This is a genomic window from Lewinella sp. 4G2 (assembly GCF_001625015.1).
Lineage (GTDB): Bacteria > Bacteroidota > Bacteroidia > Chitinophagales > Saprospiraceae > Neolewinella.
Map to the genome: position 1 here is coordinate 1 of NZ_LVWJ02000014.1, position 22011 is coordinate 22011.

20 protein-coding genes and 1 rRNA gene are annotated in these 22011 nt (G+C 55.0%); 7 read left to right on the forward strand and 14 right to left on the reverse strand.

Annotation, left to right across the window (positions count from 1 at the left end):
- The 8 genes from A3850_RS01965 to pyrH form a co-directional block, all read right to left on the reverse strand.
- Positions 1-96 (reverse strand): 16S ribosomal RNA (locus tag A3850_RS01965); the annotation flags it as partial.
- Between the two features lie 1074 nt (positions 97-1170).
- Positions 1171-2307: a lycopene cyclase family protein gene (locus A3850_RS01970; protein WP_068213640.1), complete on the reverse strand. Its 1137-nt coding sequence runs from the start codon at positions 2305-2307 to the stop codon at positions 1171-1173.
- Positions 2304-2903 carry a carotenoid biosynthesis protein gene (locus tag A3850_RS01975; protein WP_231915269.1) on the reverse strand — a complete coding sequence of 200 codons (600 nt, stop codon included), beginning with the start codon at positions 2901-2903 and terminating at the stop codon, positions 2304-2306. The genes A3850_RS01970 and A3850_RS01975 overlap by 4 nt, the downstream gene beginning before the upstream one ends.
- A gap of 119 nt (positions 2904-3022) precedes the next feature.
- Entirely contained in the window at positions 3023-3859 is an 837-nt protein-coding gene (locus A3850_RS01980; protein WP_068213646.1) for a phytoene/squalene synthase family protein, read from the reverse strand.
- Positions 3852-5375 (reverse strand): NAD(P)/FAD-dependent oxidoreductase, encoded by a 1524-nt coding sequence (locus A3850_RS01985; protein ID WP_068213649.1) that lies wholly within the window; start codon positions 5373-5375, stop codon positions 3852-3854. The genes A3850_RS01980 and A3850_RS01985 overlap by 8 nt, the downstream gene beginning before the upstream one ends.
- 91 nt (positions 5376-5466) lie before the next feature.
- A complete protein-coding gene (gene pth, locus A3850_RS01990) occupies positions 5467-6078 on the reverse strand; it encodes an aminoacyl-tRNA hydrolase (RefSeq protein ID WP_082921888.1) in 612 nt (203 codons plus the stop codon).
- 168 nt (positions 6079-6246) lie between these two features.
- Positions 6247-6981 carry a phenylalanine-4-hydroxylase gene (locus A3850_RS01995; protein WP_068213654.1) on the reverse strand — a complete coding sequence of 245 codons (735 nt, stop codon included), beginning with the start codon at positions 6979-6981 and terminating at the stop codon, positions 6247-6249.
- A gap of 183 nt (positions 6982-7164) precedes the next feature.
- Positions 7165-7878: a UMP kinase gene (gene pyrH / locus A3850_RS02000; protein WP_197493967.1), complete on the reverse strand. Its 714-nt coding sequence runs from the start codon at positions 7876-7878 to the stop codon at positions 7165-7167.
- A 196-nt stretch (positions 7879-8074) separates the two neighbouring features.
- Between pyrH and A3850_RS02005 the strand changes: the two genes are divergently transcribed.
- Positions 8075-8620, forward strand: a complete 546-nt coding sequence (locus A3850_RS02005) for a hypothetical protein (protein WP_068213657.1) — start codon at positions 8075-8077, stop codon at positions 8618-8620.
- 85 nt (positions 8621-8705) lie between these two features.
- Positions 8706-9782 (forward strand): alpha/beta hydrolase, encoded by a 1077-nt coding sequence (locus tag A3850_RS02010; protein WP_068213660.1) that lies wholly within the window; start codon positions 8706-8708, stop codon positions 9780-9782.
- Positions 9783-10263: 481 nt separating this feature from the next.
- Here A3850_RS02010 and A3850_RS02015 read toward each other — a convergent pair whose 3' ends face one another.
- The 6 genes from A3850_RS02015 to A3850_RS02040 form a co-directional block, all read right to left on the reverse strand.
- Positions 10264-10575 (reverse strand): DUF721 domain-containing protein, encoded by a 312-nt coding sequence (locus A3850_RS02015; protein ID WP_068213663.1) that lies wholly within the window; start codon positions 10573-10575, stop codon positions 10264-10266.
- Positions 10572-11732, reverse strand: a complete 1161-nt coding sequence (locus tag A3850_RS02020; protein WP_369916975.1) for a DNA replication/repair protein RecF — start codon at positions 11730-11732, stop codon at positions 10572-10574. Before A3850_RS02020 ends, A3850_RS02015 begins: the two co-directional genes overlap by 4 nt.
- Positions 11733-11750: 18 nt before the next feature.
- Positions 11751-12764, reverse strand: coding sequence for a M28 family peptidase (locus tag A3850_RS02025; protein WP_231915270.1), 1014 nt, complete (start codon positions 12762-12764; stop codon positions 11751-11753).
- A 56-nt stretch (positions 12765-12820) separates the two neighbouring features.
- Positions 12821-13279 carry a hypothetical protein gene (locus A3850_RS02030; RefSeq protein WP_068213667.1) on the reverse strand — a complete coding sequence of 153 codons (459 nt, stop codon included), beginning with the start codon at positions 13277-13279 and terminating at the stop codon, positions 12821-12823.
- A 125-nt stretch (positions 13280-13404) separates the two neighbouring features.
- Complete coding sequence (locus A3850_RS02035) at positions 13405-13857, reverse strand: cupin (RefSeq protein ID WP_068213672.1); 453 nt, start codon at positions 13855-13857, stop codon at positions 13405-13407.
- Positions 13858-14523: 666 nt separating this feature from the next.
- Entirely contained in the window at positions 14524-16533 is a 2010-nt protein-coding gene (locus A3850_RS02040) for a CHAT domain-containing protein (RefSeq protein ID WP_068213674.1), read from the reverse strand.
- A 172-nt stretch (positions 16534-16705) separates the two neighbouring features.
- On the opposite strand from A3850_RS02040, the gene A3850_RS02045 reads away from it, so the two are divergent.
- The 5 genes from A3850_RS02045 to A3850_RS02065 all read left to right on the forward strand — a co-directional run bounded on the left by A3850_RS02045 (position 16706) and on the right by A3850_RS02065 (position 21995).
- A complete protein-coding gene (locus tag A3850_RS02045; RefSeq protein ID WP_068213677.1) occupies positions 16706-17524 on the forward strand; it encodes a 2,3,4,5-tetrahydropyridine-2,6-dicarboxylate N-succinyltransferase in 819 nt (272 codons plus the stop codon).
- 71 nt (positions 17525-17595) lie between these two features.
- The gene (locus tag A3850_RS02050) at positions 17596-19443 is read left to right on the forward strand and encodes a stage II sporulation protein M (RefSeq protein ID WP_068213680.1); all 1848 of its coding nucleotides are present in this window, start codon (positions 17596-17598) and stop codon (positions 19441-19443) included.
- A gap of 318 nt (positions 19444-19761) precedes the next feature.
- On the forward strand, positions 19762-21060 hold the full coding sequence (locus A3850_RS02055; protein WP_068213683.1) for a citrate (Si)-synthase: 1299 nt from the start codon (positions 19762-19764) through the stop codon (positions 21058-21060).
- Positions 21061-21159: 99 nt separating this feature from the next.
- Positions 21160-21549, forward strand: coding sequence for a glycine cleavage system protein GcvH (gene gcvH, locus A3850_RS02060; protein ID WP_068213686.1), 390 nt, complete (start codon positions 21160-21162; stop codon positions 21547-21549).
- A 95-nt stretch (positions 21550-21644) separates the two neighbouring features.
- Positions 21645-21995: a VanZ family protein gene (locus tag A3850_RS02065; RefSeq protein WP_068213688.1), complete on the forward strand. Its 351-nt coding sequence runs from the start codon at positions 21645-21647 to the stop codon at positions 21993-21995.
- Positions 21996-22011: the final 16 nt, after the last annotated feature.

Below are 22011 nucleotides of genomic sequence, written 5' to 3' on the forward strand. Positions count from 1 at the left end.
GCCGCTGTCCGCCCCCGAAGGGGTTTCTCGCTCGACTTGCATGTATTAAGCCTCCCGCTAGCGTTCATCCTGAGCCAGGATCAAACTCTCCATAGTAAAGTTCTTATAACTACACCCTAAGGTGCAGCCTGTTATTTCGAACGTACCGAGTAGAGTTCAATGCTGTTATTGATTAAACTAAATTAATTGTCAGGGCCTGTATTGTTTCCAAAATCTTAACCTTTACTACCCCAAAGAGCAGCAAAAGCAGATTGTCTAATTCTATAAATACGGCGTTTGAACCTCGCCTACCATTGATGTCAAAGATCGTTGCGTCAAGTTGTATCCCAATCCGTCAAGTAACGACTGCTTAAAATCGTACTAGTTGAATGTTATCGCTACCCAAGTGAGTGGGCTTGACTGACCTGCTAATTGTAACCGTCAAGGTTATTTAAGCAGCTTGTTTCGTTCGCCTTGCTTTCAAAGCGGGTGCAAAATTACAACCCTTTCTTTTACTGTGCAACACTTATATGAAAGTTTCTCAAAATAATTTGCCGAAGCAAACCAAAGCAAACTCTCAACTCATCACCCTTCGTTAAGGGGCCGCAAAGATAAGGTCTTCGCCTTTAGCTTTCCTAACAACATTGTACTTTTTAAGAAAGTTTTATTGTTAGATCGAACAACTCGCTTAGAGCGGTCGTACAACTAAGGTTTCAAGCTTATCAGCGAGGCGTTTCTCGCTAACGGGCCGCAAAGATACAGTGAAGATGATGACCTGCACAAGGTGTAGATGAAAATAGATTCATCTTTTTTTACTGGCTGCCTCACGTTACGTTCGGGTGCTTCACCACACTCATTTGAAGGGACGTTTCCCTCTGGGCGGACAGCAAAGATACGTCGCTCCACCGCATATTTGCAAGTAGTTTGGGCTTAGTAATAAAGGTGCCTACACACTGTCTAGCTTCCTTTCTGCTGGAGCCCCCGTATTCCCTACTTACTTTGCACCTGCGGCCGCGCAAAATTATTCTAGTGGTCTGTCAAGCTTAAGTTTTCAGGTGACCTGATGCGTCTTTTCGCCGCTAGCTTCGTTACTCGAATCCTCATTTAGCTACGGCTAAACTCCGGTTCGAGTGCCTCACTAGCAACGAAAATCCATCATCATTCTACCTGAAATTAAACATTGACAGACCACTAGCGCAGTGCTTCCAGGACGAACGACTTGCCAAATTCGCGGATATTGGTCGTAGACATGATGGCCAATTCTTCCGTAAAATCTGACTCTCCATTTAGAAATGCGAGTAAACGCGGCGTGGGGTTGGCGCTAAAGAGGTCCAGGAATATCTGATCGCCGCGCAGCCGGTTATGCTGAAGTAGACCGAGTATGGTCGCATCATAATAAAGATCACGCCGACGCCAGGGTTTTGGCGCCCGGGAGGGGAAGGATTTAGCAAGCGCTCCCAATTGCCGCTGCATACCGTAGAAGGTATAGCCCGTACTGGGCCTGGCGGCTCCTCCCCGCAAACCGATGTAGGTAAGGTTGCCTTCGGAAGTAGGAAAGGGATAGGTCGTCATGGGAATATTCCCCTGCTCAACGTGTTTGACTGTATAGGCCCCTTCTGTCCAGTGCGCCGCTATGTACTGAGATAGTATTTCGTCGTAAGCTTCTGATGTCAAGTGATTGTTACTGAAGATAGCTACTTCCACTAGTGCCTCGGTGGAGCTGGTCGGCAGCACGTACAGAAACCTCGTCTCATCGTGCTGTGGTGTCCTGAAGTCCATTAGTGCCGCAACGGCCGGGTCAAACACCGGCTCTTCCGTTTTGATGATCCACCCCTTGAAGTGTTGATCGAGGTAAGGTTGCTTGATCTGGCGCGGCCGCAGGTGCAGGGGTAAGGACGAGTAAGCGTGGGTAACGCGGTACGATTGCCCCCCACTCGTAAAGTGGACAAATTCTTCGGCGGAGGTGATGTTCTCCGCGCGGTCAGTGAGACGGGTAACCACCCCTGCCGCATCAATAACTTTATTGACGTGCGCGTAGAAGTCGCTACTGCGGATCAACTTATACTGATAGGGCGCTAGCTCACAAATTAGATCGCGCTCATTGTCATGCACGGTAACCGTATCCCATCGGTGGTGAACGAGTGATTCAAACGGGCCCGGCTCAGCTTCCCAAAACGACCAGGTACGGTCGTATTTATTTTTCCTCCCCGCCGGGTCGACCAGCAACACTTTCTTATCGGCCAACTTACCCGCTTCGATGAGGTGGTACAGTAGCGATAGTCCGGCCAGCCCACCCCCAAGTACTGCAATGTCGAAATCGGTATTCACAGCATTAAATTTAGCACAACGAAGAAGAACAGCTGGGCGAAAAAGTAAACCAACAGCAAAGGGCTCCTAAAACGAATGCCGAGTAAGTGGAGCGGCAGGGAAATCGCAAAGGCGATGGCCGCCCAGGCCAAGTAGTTTTGTAGTGGAATTTCCACGGCTGCCCAGGACCAGTAATCCAACTCGATGGCAACTGGCTCGATCACGACATCATACAGTGCAGTAAGGATGCCTGCTATCAGGGCGGCGAATACGGATCGCACTAAAAATGAGCGTTCCTGGCGCCGAGGAACACCGACCAAGCGAATGGCCACTTCATTGCAGGCGAGCGTAAGGGCACACCAGTTCAGGGCAATGACGAAGGGCACGCCCAACCATTGCGCCCACATCGTGGGGCCGTAGGTATACTCGCCAAAGATGGCTCCCGTAGCTACACCCACCGCTTCCATCGTGAACGTAAAAACGTAAGCCACCACCAGCCACCAAAGCAGGGCGGTATCCTGATTTCTTTTTTGAATCGCGTAAAGCAAAAGCCCGTTGAGTACCAGGAGCAGGCCATCAGTAGTGTAGCGCGTTACCGGTAGTACGGCTGGCAGCAAATGAGCTAGGGTTCCGGAAGCAAAAGCAAAGATCAGAAATACCTTCAGATAGAATTCGAATCCAGAAGCCTTAGTGGCTGCTGGACGGGTAGTGCTCGGTTGATCCACGTATACCTACTTTACAATAGGTTGAACTGGTGCTTTACCGCTGAACTGGCCAGCAGGTAGACCTTGCGTGTATCCGGCACCCGGATCCGTTCGTCCGCTACCTGCTTAGCGGGAGATTTTTTGATCTTCTGGAACAGCTTCGTGTAATAGACGTAGGCCAGGTAAACCCCCAGCCGGGCAGAACTGGGCAACTGCTTGATGCCCTCGTAGCCGTGGTCGAAGTCAAGTTTGATATCTTCTTCGATTTCAGTTTTGATCTCGTTGGTGAACTGGTTAAAATCCACCCCGGGGAAGTAGACCCGGCCTCTCTCTTCGTAATCACTCTTGATGTCGCGAAGGAAGTTGATCTTCTGAAATGCGGAACCCAGCGCGCAAGCTGCGTCTTTTAGTCTTTCGTACTCTGCATCGTCACCGTCCACGAATACTTTGAGGCACATTAACCCCACTACTTCGGCACTACCATATATATAGGTCTTGTACAGACCATCGTGGTAGCGGCTGAACTCCAGGTCCATTGCCATACTATCCAGGAAAGGATCGATCAGGTCGCGACCAATTCCGTAGCGATTAGCCACCTCCTGAAAGGCTTGCAGTACCGGGTTCAGACTTATACCGTCTTCAATGGCCGCATAGGTATCTTCCCGGAACTTATTCAACAACTTTGCCTTATCGTGGCCGTGAAAGGTATCCACGATCTCATCCGCAAACCGGACGAACCCATACACGCCGTAGATCGGTGCGCGCAGGGGTTTATCAAATACCCGGATGCCCAGACTAAAGCTGGTGCTGTAGCGGCGGGTGATCAGCGATGCGCACTCGCGGCAAGTTTGTTGGTAAAGACTAAGCATTGATCGGTGTGGGCTGAGGTTTAGAGGAAATATCTTTAGCGCCGGTCAGGCTCTGGTGGACATCGCGGGCGACGACTTCCCCGGAGATGATACTGGGTGGCATCCCCGGCCCGGGGGTCGTTAGTTGCCCCGTGTACCATAAGTTGTCCAACTTTTTACTGCGGAGCTTTGGCTTGAGGAAAGCCGTCTGGGTCAGGGTATTGGCCAGGCCGTAGGCATTACCACGGTAAGCGTTGTAGTCCTCCTTGAATTCTTTGTGGGCAAAGGCGCGTTTGTACACAACGTGTGGGCGGATGTCCACCCCGGTACGTTCGGCGAAACGGTCGCACATCAGGTTCCAATACTTCTCCCGTTGTTCTTCGGTATCCTCAATTTCGGCGGCGAGTGGCAGCAGGAAGAACAGATTTTCGTGACCCGCAGGGGCAACGGAGGCGTCCGTTACCGAAGGCGCGCATACGTAGAAAAGAGGATCTTCGGGCCAGGCGGGCTCCGTGTAGATCTCGTGGGCGTGCTGGTTGAAATCAGCGTCGAAGAACAACGTGTGGTGGTGCAGATCAGGAATGCGCCGGTTCACACCTACGTAGAAGAGCAGGCTGGAGGGTGCCATAACCCGCTTACTCCAGTATTTTTCTGAGTAGACGCGGTCCGCCGGTTCCAGCACCTGTTGCTCGAAATGGTGGTAGTCCGCACTATTGATGAGTACACCGGTGGCGAAGGTGGTCCCATCACTGGTGGTCACGGATTCCACCGTGCCATTAGAAGTACGTACGGATTCCACCGCAGCACCTGCAATGATCTCCACGCCAAGGTTCTTGACGACGGCGACCATTCCTTCAATGATCTTATGCATCCCACCCATCGGGTACCAGGTGCCGAGTTCAAGGTCGGCGTAATTCATGAGACTGTACAGTGCCGGTGTATTGGCGGGCGTTGCCCCAAGAAACAGGACCGGAAACTCAAGCAGTTCCCTCAATTGAGGGTGCTTAAAAAGCTTACGTACGTAGCTGGACATGTCCGTCAGCATCTGCAACTTCATGGCAGCCTTGACGACGCGGAAGTCAGCAAAATCCAATATGCTGTGTCCTGGCTTCTGGACGAATTCCCCCAAGCCTACGCGGTACTTATACTCTGCTTCACTGAGGAATTGCTTCAGGTTAGCGGAGCTACCGGGTTCTAACCGCTCGAACAAGGCGTACAGTTCTTCCGTGCTGGCGGGGACATCCATCCGGTCGCCCTTCCCAAAGTAGATCTCGTAGCTGGGGTCTAAGCGCACCAGGTTGTAGTGCTCGCTGGCCGATGAGCCGAAGTCGTTGAAGAAATCTTCAAAGACCTGGGGCATCCAGTACCAGCTGGGGCCCATATCGAATTGGAAGCCTTCTGCCGCGAAGGTGCGGGCCCGGCCGCCGAGGCCTTCGTTCTTTTCGAGGATGCGTACGGCGTAGCCCTCGCGCGCCAAGTAAGCGGCGGCGGAAAGGCCGGAAAAACCGGCGCCTACGATGGTGATCTGAGTCTTCAAGCGGGGTGGTTATGCTGCTTCCTAACCACACACGTTCAAACAGGTTTGGCAAATGGGCGACGGACTTGGCCGCATTCCCGCTTAGGTTCCTTCAATCCGGACCGCCTTCAGAGCCAGCGGGAGGGGCTTGCTTGGCTTTTTTCTTTTTCTTCCCGCCGTTGTTGAATTTATTCATGGTATTCTGCAGCCCGTGGCCACAAAAACTGAGGACGGTTTCCCCCGCGGTCTTGATCAAATCTGATAAGCCCTCCCGTTCTTTCGTCGTCCACTCACCCAGGACGTACTTGACTTGCTCACCGGGGTGAAAGTCGCGGCCAATCCCACAGCGCAGCCGGGCGTAATTGTTGCCGCCGTTAAGCTGGTCAATGGATTTGAGACCATTGTGCCCGGCGTCCGCTCCTTTTCCCCGCAAGCGGAGCTGGGCGAAGTCCAGGTGTAAGTCATCAACAACAACGAGCAGGTTCTCTTTGGGAATGTTTTCTTTCTGTAACCAGTAGCGAACCGCCTTGCCACTAAGGTTCATAAAAGTATCCGGCTTGAGCAGTAGTACCTGTTTGCCCCGGTGCTTGATGCGCGCCATCTTGCCGTGGCTGACGTCGGACCATTCCTCCGCTAAAGCATCCAGCACTTTAAATCCAATGTTGTGGCGCGTCTCTTCGTACTTGGCACCGGGGTTACCGAGGCCAACAATCAGGAATTTCATCTCGGGAGGGGTATTGTCCGCTGCGGTAGGCTGGTGAGCCCCAAATAGGTTGCGCAGAAAGTTGAGCATGGGGCAAAGGTAGTTCGGAGGCTACTAGTTTTGAGTTGCAAGTATCGAGTTTCGAGTACAAGTACTCACTACTTGACACTCGCAACTCGCCACTCGCTACTACTCACTCCACCGAACCGCCAACTTATCGACCACCGCCCATAGCTCGGAGAAATCGTTGATGGCAAAGTATTTATTCTGTACTTCCGAGATGACGAAATCCTGAGCTAGGACTGCATCCAGGTCAAAATCCACTATCTCTACTTTGGAGTCGTTGAACACATGGAGCACTTCGGAATAGCTACTACAGATACCGGCGCCGTAAACTTTTAAACCGTCCGCTTGGCGGATGACGCCGAATTCGATAGTGAACCAGTACAAGCGTTGAAGCTGCGTCACCTTTTCTTCGTTCGCGTGGTACTTAACGCCGAGTGCCCCTAATTTCTGGGCGAAACTGGCGTAATCTGCATTGAGGTATAGGGGGATATGCCCGAAGATGTCGTGAAACATATCCGGCTCCTCGAGGTAATCCAGTTGGTCTTCTCCCCGCAACCAGGTGCTGGAACAGAAGCGTTTGGTGGAGAGTAAACCGAAAAATTCGTCCACCGGCAGAAATCCGGGGACTACCTTAATGGACCAACCATGCGCCGCCTTCAATTGCTCGTTCAAATTTTCGAAACGTGGTGGATGAGTGGGGGAGATGACGGGATGCAGTGCCCGGACGCAAGCGTTGTATTCTTCGCAAGCGTACTTTTCAAGCACTTCTAGTTGCCGCTCCGTAAGGGTTTTCCAAACGGCGTAGTCGGCGGGGGTATAAGCGTCATAATCCTGGTAAGGGCTGAGGGTAGCGGTCATGATCGGTCCGTTTTGGTACTGATAGAATAAAGATAGCGTGGCAAATGTTGTCTTGCTAACTTTATTTTTCGAATCGTCCCTCGCGCACAATTCTCACCCCGTAAAAGTGGCCTCACTCCGTAAAAAAAGCGTGGCTAGCCATCTTGGCCAGTCACGCTTTTCCCGATAACGTCTATGCTGAAATCAGTTCGTCACGAGGGTCCCCACCGATTCTCCGAACATGATCTTCCGCAAGTTGGAAGGCTCGTTGATATCAAAAACAATGATTGGCAGGTTGTTCTCCGCGCAGAGGGCGAAAGCTGCCTGGTCCATGATCCGAAGATTCTTGTTCATCACTTCCTTAAAGGTGATCGTCTCGTATTTCTCCGCGGTCGGGTCTTTCTCCGGGTCGGCCGTGTAAATACCATCTACGCGTGTCCCCTTCAAAATGACGTCGGCCTTGATCTCGTTGGCGCGAAGTGCGGCGGCGGAGTCGGTCGTAAAGTAAGGGTTACCGGTGCCGGCGCTGAAGATCACTACCCTCCCCTTCTCCAGGTGGCGCATCGTACGGCGGCGGATGTACGGCTCGGCAATCTGCTCCATTTTGATGGCGGAGATCAGGCGGGTAAACACGCCGTGGGTTTCCATCATGCTTTGCAGCGCCATCCCGTTGATGACCGTGGCGAGCATGCCCATGTAATCACCCTGGGTCCGTTCGACGCCCGATTCCGCGGCGCTCAGGCCCCGGAAGATGTTGCCGCCCCCAATCACCACGGCTACCTCCACACCAATGGTCACCAATTCCTTGATTTGCTTCGTGTAGTAGGTCAGCATTTTCGGGTCGATACCGTATTGTTGGTCACCCATCAGGGTCTCACCACTCAATTTCAGCATCACTCTTTTGTACTTCAGGGCCATTTATGGGGGATTGTGGCGCGAAGGTAAAAGATTCGTACCGTAGCAGTAGCCCAATGGCCAACCAACTTCTACCCACTGCTCATTTTGGCGCTGCCGCGGGTGCGGAGTAAGTAGGGGCCTAAAAGACATACCTTCGCCACCGGATCGACGTTAGTCATTAGGGACGATTACCTGACACCCGAAAACCGTACTCACTATGTACAAAGCGCTAAGCCTGCTCCTGCTCCCCCTCATCTTCCTGAGTGCGGGTTGTGGTTCGGATAATCTGGGAGACCGCCTCTTCGAGGTGCAATATCCCGTCATCGAATTCCCCATCCCCGCCGGCCAGAGCCGCATCCAGCAATTCGTAGTGGCGGACCCCAGCGTGGCAACGCGATTCCAGGAAGAAATGCAACGTGCCGGCGTCACTGCGGACGACATCGACCTCGTCGGCGGCCTCCGCGCCCGCGTCACCTCACTGACCGGTGACGATTTCAGCGAGTTTGAACGTATGGAACTCCGCGTTTGCCCCGTCGGCCAGTCCGGTGGCTGCGACCAATTCGACCTCCTCTTCAGTGTGGACGATCTCTTCCGCCGCCGTCAGGTTCGCGTCGATCTTAACCCCGGCCTCCGCAACTTGAAGGATATCTTCCTCGGTGAACGGATGCGCGTAGAATTAATCCTTGTCGCTGGAGATTTTAGTAGCGTAGCCCTCGATGCTCGGCTGGAGTGGTCGGTACAGGCAGTAGGGAACTTGGAGTAGTTTGATAGTCGGGTAGTCGGGTAGTGCGGCCTACCAGACTACGCTACTACCCGACTACGCTACTAAATACTACCTTCGCCGGACCATGCCCCGCAAGACTTTACACCTACTTACCGAAGCCGAAGATGACCGCCCGATCTACGTCGCCGGCACCTTTAATAACTGGACGGTAGCGCAGGAAAATCACCGCCTGACGCCTTCGGGCTTACCCAATCAGTACAGTGTTGAACTTGACCTGCCTGCGGAACCCAACCGGATTGAGTACAAGTACACCCGCGGTGGCTGGGAAGCCGTTGAGTTGGGAGATTCAGGGCAAAGCGTACTGAACCATACCCGCTTCGTTACTGAAGATTGGACCGTCCCCGACCACGTTAAAGTTTGGGCCAACGCCGGGCTCCACTACCGGCCGGAACTCCTCCCCAAGATCGAGGTGATCGACGAAGAATTTGAAATCCCTACCCTCATCCGGACGCGCCGGGTTGCGGCCTTATTGCCCCACGATTACCATACCTCCGATAAACGCTACCCCGTCCTTTACCTACAGGATGGGCAGAACCTCTTCGATGATTACGCACCCTACGGTAGTTGGGGGGTCGATAAGCAATTGGCCAGCCTCACTGCTCGAGGAATGGGTGACCTGATCGTCATCGCCATCGACCACGCGGAAGCCCAACGAATCAGTGAGTACATCCCCAATTTCAATACCCGCCTCGGCCGGGGAGACGGGCGGCAGTACGTGGACTTCCTCGCCCAACACCTCAAACCTTACGTCGACGAACACTTCCGTACCCGCCCCGAGGCGGAATTCACCGGCATCGGCGGCAGTTCCCTCGGTGGCCTGATCAGCATCTACGCGGGTATCTATTACCCCCAGGTCTACGACCGACTAATGATCTTCAGCCCCAGCCTCTGGGTCACGCCTCGGATCCCTTTCCGGATGATGAAACTCACCCATAAGTTCCGGGGTAAGATTTACCTCTACGGCGGCGAAGCGGAAAGCGCCACGATGGTCTCTAACATGAAACGCTTCCGGAAAGAGTTGGAGAAGCAGACGAATAGCACACAGGTAGAATTCCGGGTGGAGATCGACAAGCACGGGCAACATAATGAAGCACGGTGGGGGCAGGAGTTTCCTAAGGCGGTGGAGTGGTTGTTCTTCTAACTGTTGAATTGAACTACAGTGCCTCCGGCGGTTGCCAGGGAGTAAGCGGAGGAGGTAGAGAAACTGAGGTTTTTTCCGTTAATAATGACCACTGCAGAGGAGCATTTCTGTTTCGCAGGAGTCGGGGAGGTTGGAAAGAAGGAGAGGCCTGCGGCGCTTGCTTCACCCCGTCCCGAAGGGCCGGCCTGCGTAGCGATGGCACACCGTTAGGTGGCCCATTCTACTTGATAGTCTCCGGCGGTTGCCAGGGAGTAAGAGGAGGAGGTAGAGAAACTGAGGTTTTTTCCGTTAATAACGACTACTGCAGGGGAACAATTCTGTTTCGCAGGAGTCGGGGAGGTTGGAAAGAGGGAGAGGCCTGCGGCGCTTGCTTCACCCCGTCCCGAAGGGCCGGCCTACGTAGCGATGGCACACCGTCAGGTGGCCCATTCTACTTCGTAGCTTGCGGGTTGTTTGTGGTAAACAGGCACCACAGCCCACCCTACTTAATCACCACCTCCTCCAAATAATCTTCCCCAAACTCCTTATTCAACCGGTCACGGATGCCGGCGCGAACGGTAATCATCTGTGCCCGTAGCGGGGCATTAGTGACGTACACGTACAGCTTACGGTTACGGACCATCAGGTTTTTGGTGTTGTCCGCCACGTGTTTGCCGAAGAATTCTTCCCAGACCAACTTGGTGCGTGCGCGGAAGTAGCCCGCTTCGTTTTCCTTGGTGGAACGGAGCATCTGCAGGAAGGCATCCTTCAGGGTAACGGTATCCTTATTACGGGGGTCCTTCTTTTTTCTCATGGCGTAGCGTTGGCTTCCGTAACCCGGCCGGCTTTAACGAGAAAGCGCTTCCACCGGTTACCCTCCGCCGCATCGATGAGGGCAGTCACCCGGTCGGGGTCCGTATCGGAGAGGAAGACCTGCCCGAAGGAGGCGCTCAGGACGTAGTTGAGGAGTTGGCTGACGCGGTCGCGGTCCAGCTTGTCAAAGATATCGTCCAGCAGCAGGATGGGGAGGCGCTGGGTCACTTTTTCCAGTAGGCGATACTGGGCGAGTTTCAGGCTCAGTACGAATGACTTGAGCTGACCCTGGCTGGCGACCCGGCGGAGGGGGTGGCCCTCCTGCGTAAAGACCAGATCGTCCTTGTGGATGCCACCGGTCGTCCGTTGCAGCAGCCGGTCTTTTTCGGCCCGGTCCGCGGTTAAATCGGCCCAGGAGATATCGGTGAGTTGGCTTTTGTAGGTGACGTTCACTTCTTCCTGCTGGCCGGAGATCACCGCGTAGGCTTCCGTCAGCAACTGGGTGAATGGCCGCACGAAGGCCGCCCGGCAGGCGTGGATGTAGGCCGCCGGCTCCGCCATCTGTTCGTTGTAAATGGCGATGAGTCCGGTCACGTCCGGCCGACCCTCCAACTCTTTGAGGAGGGAATTGCGGTTGGCCAGCAACTTATTGTACTTAATGAGTTCACTCAGGTAGGTCGGGTCCGACTGCGAAAGGCTGTTATCCAGTAATCGGCGGCGGGTCTCGCTGCCTTCCAGCACGAGGTTACTATCGTCCGGAGCAATGACGACCACCGGGTAGCGGCCAACGTGTTCGGCCATTCGTTCGTAGGCGGCACCATTGCGCTCGATGACCTTCCGCTTACGCTTCTGAACCTTGACGACAATTTTATCCGTCTCCCCTGATTCGGGGTGGTGGAAGTGGCCTTCAATCCGGGTGCCATCATCGCCGTGGCGGATACCGTAGGCATCCGGGTTGGTGCTGAAGCTTTTACCCATGCAGAGGAAGTGGATCCCTTCCAGCAAGTTAGTTTTTCCCGCACCGTTGGGGCCTACGAAACAGTTCAGCCCCGCCGCCAGCTCCAGCCGTTGGGAAGCGTAATTTTTGAACTGCGTCAGTTTGAGGTCCTGTAAATGGATGGCACGAAGGTTTTGTAATGCGGCTCGCTGATTCTTCAGCTTAAATGGTAACGGAAATTAAATCGTTCCGTTCCCCTCGCGGTAAACGACGGCCGTGACGACCTGGCCGACGGCCCGAAGGGTTTCCTTATCAATCACATCCAAGTCATCATCGCCAGTGTGCCAGTGGGCCACGAAACCGGTTTTGGTGTCCTTTCGGAAATTAATGATGTCGATCATCGGAATGCGGGCGATCGTATTGACGAAGTAGTGGTCATCCGTTACGGCCTTCCCGCGCTCCCGGGGAAAATAGGGTGCGAATTTGGACATCGTGCTGGCCAGTCCCCACACCTTATTCACAATATCGGGAGCGTAGCGCTCGCTCACGCCTTCTACGGCAAAACGGGCGTCTTTGGCTCCTACCATGTCTAACAGAATGCCGTAACGAGGCACATTGGGGGGCAAATTTCTACTGTAGTGCTGCGCACCGAGGCCCCAGCTATTCTGGTCACCGCCGCCACCTTCCCCGTAATCTTCCGCGTCAAAGAGGACGATATCGACGCCAATATTCGGTGCGCTAGCACTGAGTTGGCGGGCAATCTCCAGGAGAACGCCGACGCCACTCGCGCCGTCGTCCGCGCCGTTCACTACGGCGGCGGGGTCGTTCTCCAGTTCGCTGTCGGCTACGTGGCGGGTATCGTAGTGGGCGGCCAGTAGCATCCGGTCGGCCATCTCCGGGTTGAAGCGGGCGATGATGTTGGTGCTCTCCAGTTTCGTTCCGTCGTAAGCCGTGGCGGTGAAGTTCTGCTCGATCACTTTCGCTCCGTAGTTCGCCAGTTTCTGCACCATCCATTCCTTGGCGGCTTCGTGGGCGTCCGTGTTCATCACGCGGGGCCCGAAGGCAACCTGTTTGGCTACGTAGGCGTAGGCGCTGTCGGCGTCAAATGCAGGTACCGGCACCGGTGGTAAATCTGTTCTGGGCGCTGCCGCGGGTGCAGAGGAGGTGGGAACTTCCGCATCGGATCCACATGCAAACAGGAGGACGACGAGCGCCAGGCCGGAGACGAATCTCAAAAGAAAGGAAAAGGGCAAGATGGGATTATTTGTACACGCAAAGATAAATCGACCAGGATGGATAAAGGCCTCGATTACCGGCTTCCGGCGTCCCCATCCTTAACGAGTTTGGCATCCGTGAGCACGTACATCAGTCGGTTGATGTCCTCATTGTTGAGGGCCAGCTTTCCGCGGAGCCTGACTTTATCCGTCGTGTACTTCACTGGCTCCAGGCTGGTGACTTCCATGACCGTTTCGGGGCCGGCCCCGCCACAGAAGAAACACATATTATAAGGATAGGCACTGAAGACAAATTCAGAATGGCTCTTGTAACCCTCCACTGGCACGATGTAGCCACTCACTTCCACCATCTCCCCGTCCAGCTCCTTGATGCCTTCGCTGAAGACCGGCACGTCCACCTTGAAGCCCAGCAGATCGTCGAATTTCTTCTCGTAGGTGATCTTCGAGAGTGTCTTCCACAAATTGGTTTGCTGCGCCATCAACGTCGGAGTGGCGAGGGCAGCAAATAGGCAGATCAGGAGAAGCTTTTTCATAGCGCGGATGTTCGGGGAGTAAAGGTAGGTAACGCACTACGGCCAGTGGGGGATGTGAAAGGGGCGTTAATTTGTTAGCCGCCCCGTGCACTCATTGAGCCGCCAACCCATTGGGGTTTCTGGGTCTACAATTCGTCCGGCGCGACCTTTCCGCCCTTCAGTTTTTCGTTGTCGGTGAACTGGACAATCATCATCTTGCAGGGTTTGCCATCCAGCGTACCGGAGCGGTGGCCCTTTTCGTCGTTGGAGTGTTGGTCGGCGCCGAAGGAGAGTTCTCCCACGCGCATTTCGGTCCGGTGGCCATCCATCGTTTCTACCCACCAGCCGCCGGTGAGGGGGATGACCCATTGTGGTTGCGGGTTCTCGTGCCAGTCGCCATCAAAATCGGCCGGCAGTTCGCTGAAGATGACCTGGGTGGCGCCCTTCATCAGCTTGTTGTTCCACTGCTCCCCGGAGCCGCCGCCCATGCTCTCCAGTTCGAAGCCGGTCAGTTCCCGCTTCCGCTGTCTGCTGACGCCGTCTTCATCGGTGTACACGTGCCAGTAGGAGATGGAGGGTTGGTTCTTTTGGTCGGCCATGCTTGGAGTTTTCTTTCTCCAACTACCTGCACGGACCTTCTGTTCTGGGCTCAGAATTGTTATGCCCTAAAACTTCGCGGATAGGAGTTCGCTTCTGGAGTTTGTTGGCTATGACCGCGTTACTTTTTAGGTTTCGCAAAGAAGTATAAGGTGATTAAGAAGATAGAGAAGTTGGCTACCGCGTGCTTCTCGCTACTCTAGCCTCTCTTCCGCCTTAATCTCCTTTGCGAAACGATAGCCAACTCTGAGGCAAGTTAGGTTTCGCAAAGAAGCATAAGATGATTAAGAAGATAGAGAAGACGTTCAGGCTACCGCAAGTATCTCTCATCTCTATCCTCATCTTCCGCCATAATTTCCTTTGCGAAACGATAGCCGACTCTGAGGCGAGATAGGTTTCGCAAAGAGGTATAAGATGATTAAGAAGATAGAGAAGACGTTCAGGCTACCGCAAGTATCTCTCATCTCTATCCTCTCTTCCGCCATAATTTCCTTTGCGAAACGATAGCCGACTCTGAGGCGAGATAGGTTTCGCAAAGAGGTATAAGATGATTAAGAAGATAGAGAAGACGTTCAGGCTACCGCAAGTATCTCTCATCTCTAGCGTCTCTTCCGCCTTAATCTTCTTTGCGAAATAATAGGTAGCGACTAAACTTAGGCACCGCTACCCTATCCCTTCCTCTTGCTTCCACGCCCCATCCACCAAACGAATACGCCACCAAATAAACCTCCGACGACCCCAAAAATACTGAGCTGAAATCCCCCCTCCTCACCCGGCACCTGCGGCAGCGCCCTTCCGGAAAAACTCGCCGTAGCCCAGTAGTGTGGATGTTGGTATTTACCATTGAGGAGTTGCGCCCGGGCGGCACTCAGCGCGGCATCCCGCGGAAGACCCGCCTTTGAGTTCGCATAAAAAGCCTCCAGTAGGGCCGACCGGGATTCACCTGAAACCGGCCACTGAGTTGCGATCACGGAATTGACGCCGGCCGCCAAAAAAGCGTTGGCTAGCGGCTCTCCGTCTACCCGCGGGTCACTGAGCTCCGCCGAAAAACCGTGAAGGACGAGGAGGTCATTCATGAGGTCAAGTGCAGCGATATCCGCAAAGGAAAGCGCCTGCTCGACGCTGGTTTCCTCCGCCGACGGCGCAAAACTGAGGTAGGACTGGGACGGCGCAAAAACTTCCGCACCGCTCACCTCGAGTTCGACCACCCGGGCACTACTGGCGATAGCGATGAACTCCTCCCGCAGGTAATTATCATCCGTGCGGAAAGCAGTGGAGCTACCAGTTGAAGCAGCCGGAGTTGATGCCGGAGTGAACTGTAGAAAGTCGTAATCGTAAGCCTCCCGCTGCGGTGGCTCCTCCAGCAAAATGGCGGAAGAACGGGCCCGCTGCAACGCACGGCCCACCCCCAGATAAGGTAAGTCCCCAAACTCCGCCACGGCCGGTGCGTCGGGGCTCACCAGACACGAAAAGGGCACCGCGTGCAGCGGACCGTCGGGCAGTAGGAGAAGATTACCCGTACCTTCTATAAGGTCCCCAAAAAGTTGGCCGTAGAGGTTGGTCGATAGGTCCCGGAACCGGGCCAACTCTTCCGCGGAACCCGAACCCGGATCGCTAAGGGTGCGGCGGAAGGCCGCTACCGCCCTCCCCAGATTCTCGGCCGGAGGCAGGCGCCGGTAGGCAACCGTATCCGCATTCGGATGGATGATGAAGACGTGGCTCGCATCCGCCCCAACGTGAAAGGAGACCAGGGTTTTATCAGCGGTTTCCAAAGCGGGCAAAATGGATCGGCCGGGGGGAGGTGTGACTTCGCGCAATGACATCTTCTCCCGCCCGTGCCGGAGGCGCTCGACTTGCGCCCGGGCCGCCTCCAAACCACTGGCAGAACCAGACCCGCCCGCGGATAACTCGGTGATGCGTTGCTCCAGCCGGCGAATGGTGTGAGCCCGCTCGCTGGGCGACCGGCGTAAATTTTCCCGGTGGCCGTAGATCTTCCCCCGCTCGCTGAGGGCGAAGGCATCCCACAGTAAAGAAGCGTCGCCGGAAGTCAGGGATTGGTCGACTAGCATCGTAACGGCGGCGTCGTAATACTGGCGGATATTTTGGCCGGGGTAAGCGTCCAGTTCTTCCGCACTCAGGCTTTGGCGGCGCTGGTCTTCGAGCAGGAAGAGTAATTCGTAATCGAGAAAAGCCTCCAGCGGGCGGTTGGAATTTGCCAGCAACGTTGCTCGGTTACCGAGTAGAATGGTCGCCTCGGCGAATTGCCGCCCGTGAATGCTATCCGGGTGCGGCCGCGGCAGGCCCCGATGGATGCCCCAGTAGAAAGAATTGAGCCCCTCGTTGAACGCAGCCAGGGCTTCGAATTGATCACCCGCGGCGAGGGCCAAACTACCCCGCAGGTTTTCTACGACGGGGAGGAACTCGGGGCGAGTTTCCGAAAAAGCTTCTTTGGCCAAATCCGCATTCAACCTGGCCTGGCCCACCTTCCCGGCCCGGTGGTAAGCCTGGGCGAGCTGCAGGTGAAGGGTGCCCAGTTTGACTTCATCCGGTGTAGCGGACTGGTTCAACTCACTGACTTGATTCTCCAATTGTTGCAGCCGCTGCTCACCCTGGCTCCACGCGGAAGCCGGAAGAGCAAGTAAGAGGAAGAGCAACGAAGCAAGAAAATTGGTGCGCATAGAAGATTTTGCCGAAGAAATCGCAAGGTACGGAGACGGGCTGGTTGAGCCGGCTGGTCTTCGTCCGTCGGTATTTTCATTTTTTCTGGCCGCTACCCGGGCCCTCCTTACTTTCGTGGTTCCCATATTTGCAACGCCCCAGCTAAAGGGCCTTCCCCATAAAAATACCCAAATGCAAGACGTACAAAACATCATCGAAGCCGCCTGGAACGAGCGCGAACTCCTGAAGGAAGCCTCCACACGGGAAGCCATCGATTACGTAATTGAAGAACTGGACAAAGGCCGTCTGCGCGTGGCTGAACCTACCGGCGACGGTGAATGGCAGGCCAACGAGTGGATCAAGAAAGCCGTCGTACTCTACTTCCCCATCCGGAAGATGGAAACCATCGAGGTAGGCCCCTTCGAGTTTCACGATAAGATGGCGCTGAAGAAAGATTACGCCAGCCAGGGTGTCCGTGTCGTCCCCCACGCCGTGGCCCGCTACGGTGCTTACCTGGAGAAGGGCGTGATCATGATGCCGAGCTACGTCAACATCGGCGCCTGGGTGGGTTCGGGAACGATGGTTGACACCTGGGCTACCGTCGGCAGTTGTGGACAGATCGGCCGTAACGTCCACCTTTCTGGCGGTGTCGGCATTGGCGGCGTACTGGAGCCGCTGCAGGCAACGCCTACCATCATTGAGGACGATGCATTTATTGGTTCCCGCTCCATTGTCGTGGAGGGCGTCCGCGTTGGTAAGGAAGCCGTACTGGGCGCGAATGTCGTCCTGACGAAGAGTACCCGCATTATCGACGTAACCGGGACGGAACCCGTTACCCACCGGGGTTTCGTGCCTCCCCGTTCCGTGGTAATTCCCGGCAGCTACACCAAGTCCTTTCCCGCAGGAGACTACCAGGTTTCCTGCGCCCTCATCATTGGGCAGCGGAAGGAATCGACCGATAAGAAAACGAGCCTCAACCAGGCGTTGCGAGAGCATGACGTGGCGGTTTAAGTATCCGCCGCCTGACCATGGTTTACGGCCCACTTACTACCTTGTAGCACCGCCGTGCAAAGCCCCAATAATTGAGAGAGACCGACTTCATCGACAAGAACCAGGAAAAGTGGAAGCGCTACGAGCGGGCCTTGGAAAGCGATGACCAGGACCCGGAGTTGCTCACGGAGCTCTACATCCATACGACGGACGATCTTTCTTATTCCCGCACCTACTATCCCAACCGGAGCGTGCGGGTCTACCTCAACAACCTGGCACAACGGACCTTTCTGCAGATCTACCGTGGCCGCAAGGGGGAGACGGGGCGTTTCTTCACCTTTTGGTCGGACGAGTTGCCACGCGTCATCGAACGCAACCATAAGGCCCTGTTCGTTTCCCTGATCATCTTCGTACTAGCCATGGTCATCGGGGTGGTGAGTTACCGGATCGATCCGAGCTTCGCCGAAACGATCATGGGCCAATCCTATATGGACATGACGCGCGCCAACATTGCCAAGGGCGACCCCATGGCGGTGTACAAGGAAATGTCTCCGTATAAGATGACGCTGGCCATCACGGTGAATAACATCTTCGTTGCGCTACTCACCTTCGTATCCGGGGCATTTTTTGCCATTGGGGCGGTGGTCCAGCTACTGCGGAATGGTATCATGCTGGGGGTATTCCAGTACTTTTTCTACGATCAGGGCATCTTCTGGGAGAGTTTCCTCACCATCTGGATCCACGGGGCGTTGGAGATCAGCAGCATCGTTATTGCTGGCGGGGCGGGGATCACGATGGGGGCCGGTTTGCTCTTTCCGGGTACGCTATCTCGCTTTGAGGCCTTTAAAGCTTCGGCCCGGGATGGCCTGAAGATCATGCTCGGCACCGTGCCCTTGTTCATCATTGCGGGCATCCTAGAGAGTTACCTGACGCGGCACACCGAGGTGCCGGATGGTATTCGTGGGCTGTTCATTGCGCTCTGTTTCCTGTACGTGGTTTGGTACTACTACTGGTACCCGAAAAAGGTAGCTTCCACGCCTGCAGAAAAGAAATACTCCCTCCCCCGCCAGGCCAAGGAGAAGGACCAAACTGTACTGCGGCAACAGATCCGGTCTGCGGGTGAAAATTTGGAGGCGTCCTTTTCTATCATGCGCCAGTCCTCGGCCGCAGTGTTCGGTGGGGCGGCCGTGCTGGCGTTGGGGTTTTGCGCGCTGTCCTTCTTTTTCTTTGGCGGGAGCGCCTTCGCCCGGTATACGTTTAGTGGCGAGTGGTTCACGGCGGAGTTCATGAATTTCTACGAGCTCTTCGTCACCTTTGCGCGCGAACGGAGCTTGACTTATTTGCTACTGGTGGGGCTATTTTTCTACGGCTTATTCCGCCTGGCCTTCTACATCTTTTGGTCGGCGACGGACATTGATTTACTGCCAGCCACATGGCGTTCCGAATTATTCCTGGGGCTGGTAGCGTTGGCCGTTGCGGTTGCTCTGGGCGTCAACATCATCGTCACAGCCATCTCTCTCACCTTCGTGTTGCCGATCCTCTTTACGGTTGCCTATGCTGGGTACAGCGGGCTTAGCGGAGTGAAGGAAACCGTTGGTTACTGCGTGCGCCGGTTGGGGAGTTTGCTTTCCAATCATTTGCTCGTACTCCTCATGGTCGTCCCGGGGATGATGCTGATCGATACCGTGGTCGGCTCCATGCTCTTTTCTTTCCTGGACTGGGTCGTCTACGCGGACTCCGTGGCCATCGACAACATGAACGTGGTGCTGCAGGCCGTCACCTATCTCTTCCTGTACACGATCGCCTTGCTCCTGCTCACCATTTCCTTTTGCCTCAATGCGTACAACCTCCGCGAGATCAACGAAGCCGACCGGTTACTGGCGGAAATTGAATCCGTCGGCACCCGGCGCAAACTCCGGGGCATGGAGTTAGAGAGTTAACACCGTCTACCATTGATCCGATTTTGAGTGACCCCTCCTATGCGCACATCTCACATTTGGGCGCTGCCGCGGGTGCTGAGCAATTGGATCGGGCCGCCTTGGAACTAAGTAGTTAGCTAACGCCCACCGTGGCTTCCCCAAACATTGTTGGGTGGATCAAGGGATGAGGTGGGGATAATTCCCGTTATTTGCCGCCCCTGGCCCGAATGCACTCCTTTTGGGCGAACTACCTCCCAGTCGTAGCGTTGTCAGGACAATGGACCTTCACCGTAACGGTGGAACAACTCGAATTACCCAAACCAAACATTTTCCCAGCCGATGGACACCCTCAAACAGAAATTTGCCGACAAGGCCCTTGCCCTCTTTAAAGAAATGCGCGCGATCAGTAAAGCGAACGGCGACAAAAAGGTAGCGGAGGTCACCCTCGGTCAAATCATGGGAGGTGCCCGTGGCGTAAAGATGATGCAATGGGAAACCAGCGAGCTGGACGCCAATGAAGGAATTCGTTTCCGCGGTTACTCCATTCCCGAGATCAAAAAACTCCTCCCCAGCGGCCCCCAGGGTGAACCCAAACCGGAAGGCCTCTTCTGGCTGATGCTCACCGGCGAAGTACCCACGGAAGATGAAGTAAAAGGACTCACCGCGGAGTGGCACCGCCGTGCGGACGTCCCCGCCCAAGCCTTCACCGTGCTGGATAGCTTACCCACCGATACCCATCCGATGACCCAGCTCACCATTGGGATCATGGCTATGCAGGGAGATAGTGTATTCGCCAACCGGTACGCGGAAGGTATTTCCAAGACGGAGTACTGGGACGCCGTCTACGAAGACAGCATGAACCTCATTGCCCGCCTCCCCCGGGTCGCCGCCTACATCTACCGCCGCACCTTTAAGGATGGCCAGCACATTGAGCCGGACACCAGCCTTGATTACAGCGCCAACTACGCCCACATGCTGGGTAACGACGATGAGGACTTCCGCAGTCTGATGCGCCTTTACCTTACAATCCACGCGGATCACGAAGGTGGCAACGCTTCGGCGCACACCGTCCACCTCGTCGGCTCTACCCTATCCGATCCCTACCGGTCCTTTGCTGCGGGGATGAATGCACTGGCCGGCCCCCTTCACGGTCTGGCTAACCAAGAGGTCATCAAGTGGATCTTCGAAATGATCGAGAACCTCGGTACGAAGACACCCTCCAAAGAACAGATCGGCGAGTACGTGCAAAAGACGCTGGATGCCGGTAAGGTCATCCCCGGTTACGGCCACGCCGTGCTGCGGGAGCCCGACCCCCGTTTCGTGGCGCAACGCCGTTTCGCCGAGCAGTACATTAAGGACAGCGATCTAATCACTACCGTATGGAAGATCTTTGACGTGGTTCCGGAGAAACTGCAGGCCCTCGGCAAGGTGAAAAATCCCTGGCCTAATGTGGATGCCCACTCCGGTGCCCTCCTGGTCCACTACGGTTTCCCCGAGTACAGCTACTACACGGTGCTCTTCGGTGTAAGCCGCGCCCTTGGCGTACTGGCTGCCGGTGTTTGGAGCCGTGCCCTCGGCATGCCGCTGGAACGCCCCAAATCCGTCACCTCCGACTGGATCAAGGCCCAGGCCAAATAAACCTCGGCGGGTGGTTGGCAACCGTTGAAATAATCCTACTTTGCGGGCCGGACTGGCCGAGCGTTTTGGCCGGGCTCAATCACGCTAGATTGTACTGATATGAACGTACCCGAAAATCTTCTTTACACCGAGGAGCACGAATGGGTGTTGCTGGAAGGCAACATCGCTACCGTCGGCATTACGGACTTCGCGCAGGAAGCCCTCGACGAACTCGTTTACGTTGAGGTCGATACCGTTGGTGAAGCGCTGGAACGAAACGAAGTCTTTGGATCAGTCGAAGCCGTTAAGACGACTAGTGAACTCTTCCTGCCGATGGCCGGCAAAGTGACCGAGTTCAATTCCGAGTTGGATGAAAATGAAGGGGATAACCCTACGCTCGTCAATGAAGATTGCTACGGCAAGGGCTGGATCATTAAATTAGAAGTTACTGACCCGGAAGATCGGGAAGGCCTGCTGAGTGCTGAGGAGTACAAGAAATTAATTTCCTAAATAAATTTCACCTGCGCCCACCCAAACCATCCGGAAGCTCATCTTCCCCCCGTAAATGGCGCTGGCAACGGCTGGTACTATTACTCTACGGAAGCTTGCTGGCATTAGTCAGCTTACTGCCCAGCCGACAACTTCCGGAAATACCGGACTGGAGTTCGCTCTTTTCACCGGATAAGGTGGCTCACTTTGGTGCTTACGCCATTTTTGCGCTATTATTGTCCGTGGAATTCCACCCTCGTGGTGGTTTGCGTGGCGCCTGCCTTGCTTTCCTGATCGCTGCTCTTTTTGGCGCGCTAATGGAGGTACTGCAGGGCGTTTCGGGAACGGGCAGATCGGCGGACCTGATTGACATCGCGGCCAATTGTATTGGTGCGTTGATTGGCTGTCTACTGTTTCTGTTTATCCACCAACTTTACAAATGGGCCTTCCCACCGGGGCGGGCCTGACGAATAACTTTTTTAA

Excerpts from the sequence above, each read along its gene's own strand:
- A3850_RS02005 (WP_068213657.1), top strand. The coding sequence starts at position 8,075 with ATGTACAAAGCGCTAAGCCTGCTCCTGCTCCCCCTCATCTTCCTGAGT.
- A3850_RS01980 (WP_068213646.1), bottom strand. The coding sequence starts at position 3,859 with ATGCTTAGTCTTTACCAACAAACTTGCCGCGAGTGCGCATCGCTGATC.
- pyrH (WP_197493967.1), bottom strand. The coding sequence starts at position 7,878 with ATGGCCCTGAAGTACAAAAGAGTGATGCTGAAATTGAGTGGTGAGACC.
- A3850_RS02040 (WP_068213674.1), bottom strand. The coding sequence starts at position 16,533 with ATGCGCACCAATTTTCTTGCTTCGTTGCTCTTCCTCTTACTTGCTCTT.
- gcvH (WP_068213686.1), top strand. The coding sequence starts at position 21,160 with ATGAACGTACCCGAAAATCTTCTTTACACCGAGGAGCACGAATGGGTG.
- A3850_RS02030 (WP_068213667.1), bottom strand. The coding sequence starts at position 13,279 with ATGAAAAAGCTTCTCCTGATCTGCCTATTTGCTGCCCTCGCCACTCCG.
- A3850_RS01995 (WP_068213654.1), bottom strand. The coding sequence starts at position 6,981 with ATGACCGCTACCCTCAGCCCTTACCAGGATTATGACGCTTATACCCCC.
- pth (WP_082921888.1), bottom strand. The coding sequence starts at position 6,078 with ATGAAATTCCTGATTGTTGGCCTCGGTAACCCCGGTGCCAAGTACGAA.
- A3850_RS02055 (WP_068213683.1), top strand. The coding sequence starts at position 19,762 with ATGGACACCCTCAAACAGAAATTTGCCGACAAGGCCCTTGCCCTCTTT.
- A3850_RS02045 (WP_068213677.1), top strand. The coding sequence starts at position 16,706 with ATGCAAGACGTACAAAACATCATCGAAGCCGCCTGGAACGAGCGCGAA.
- A3850_RS02015 (WP_068213663.1), bottom strand. The coding sequence starts at position 10,575 with ATGAGAAAAAAGAAGGACCCCCGTAATAAGGATACCGTTACCCTGAAG.
- A3850_RS02035 (WP_068213672.1), bottom strand. The coding sequence starts at position 13,857 with ATGGCCGACCAAAAGAACCAACCCTCCATCTCCTACTGGCACGTGTAC.
- A3850_RS02010 (WP_068213660.1), top strand. The coding sequence starts at position 8,706 with ATGCCCCGCAAGACTTTACACCTACTTACCGAAGCCGAAGATGACCGC.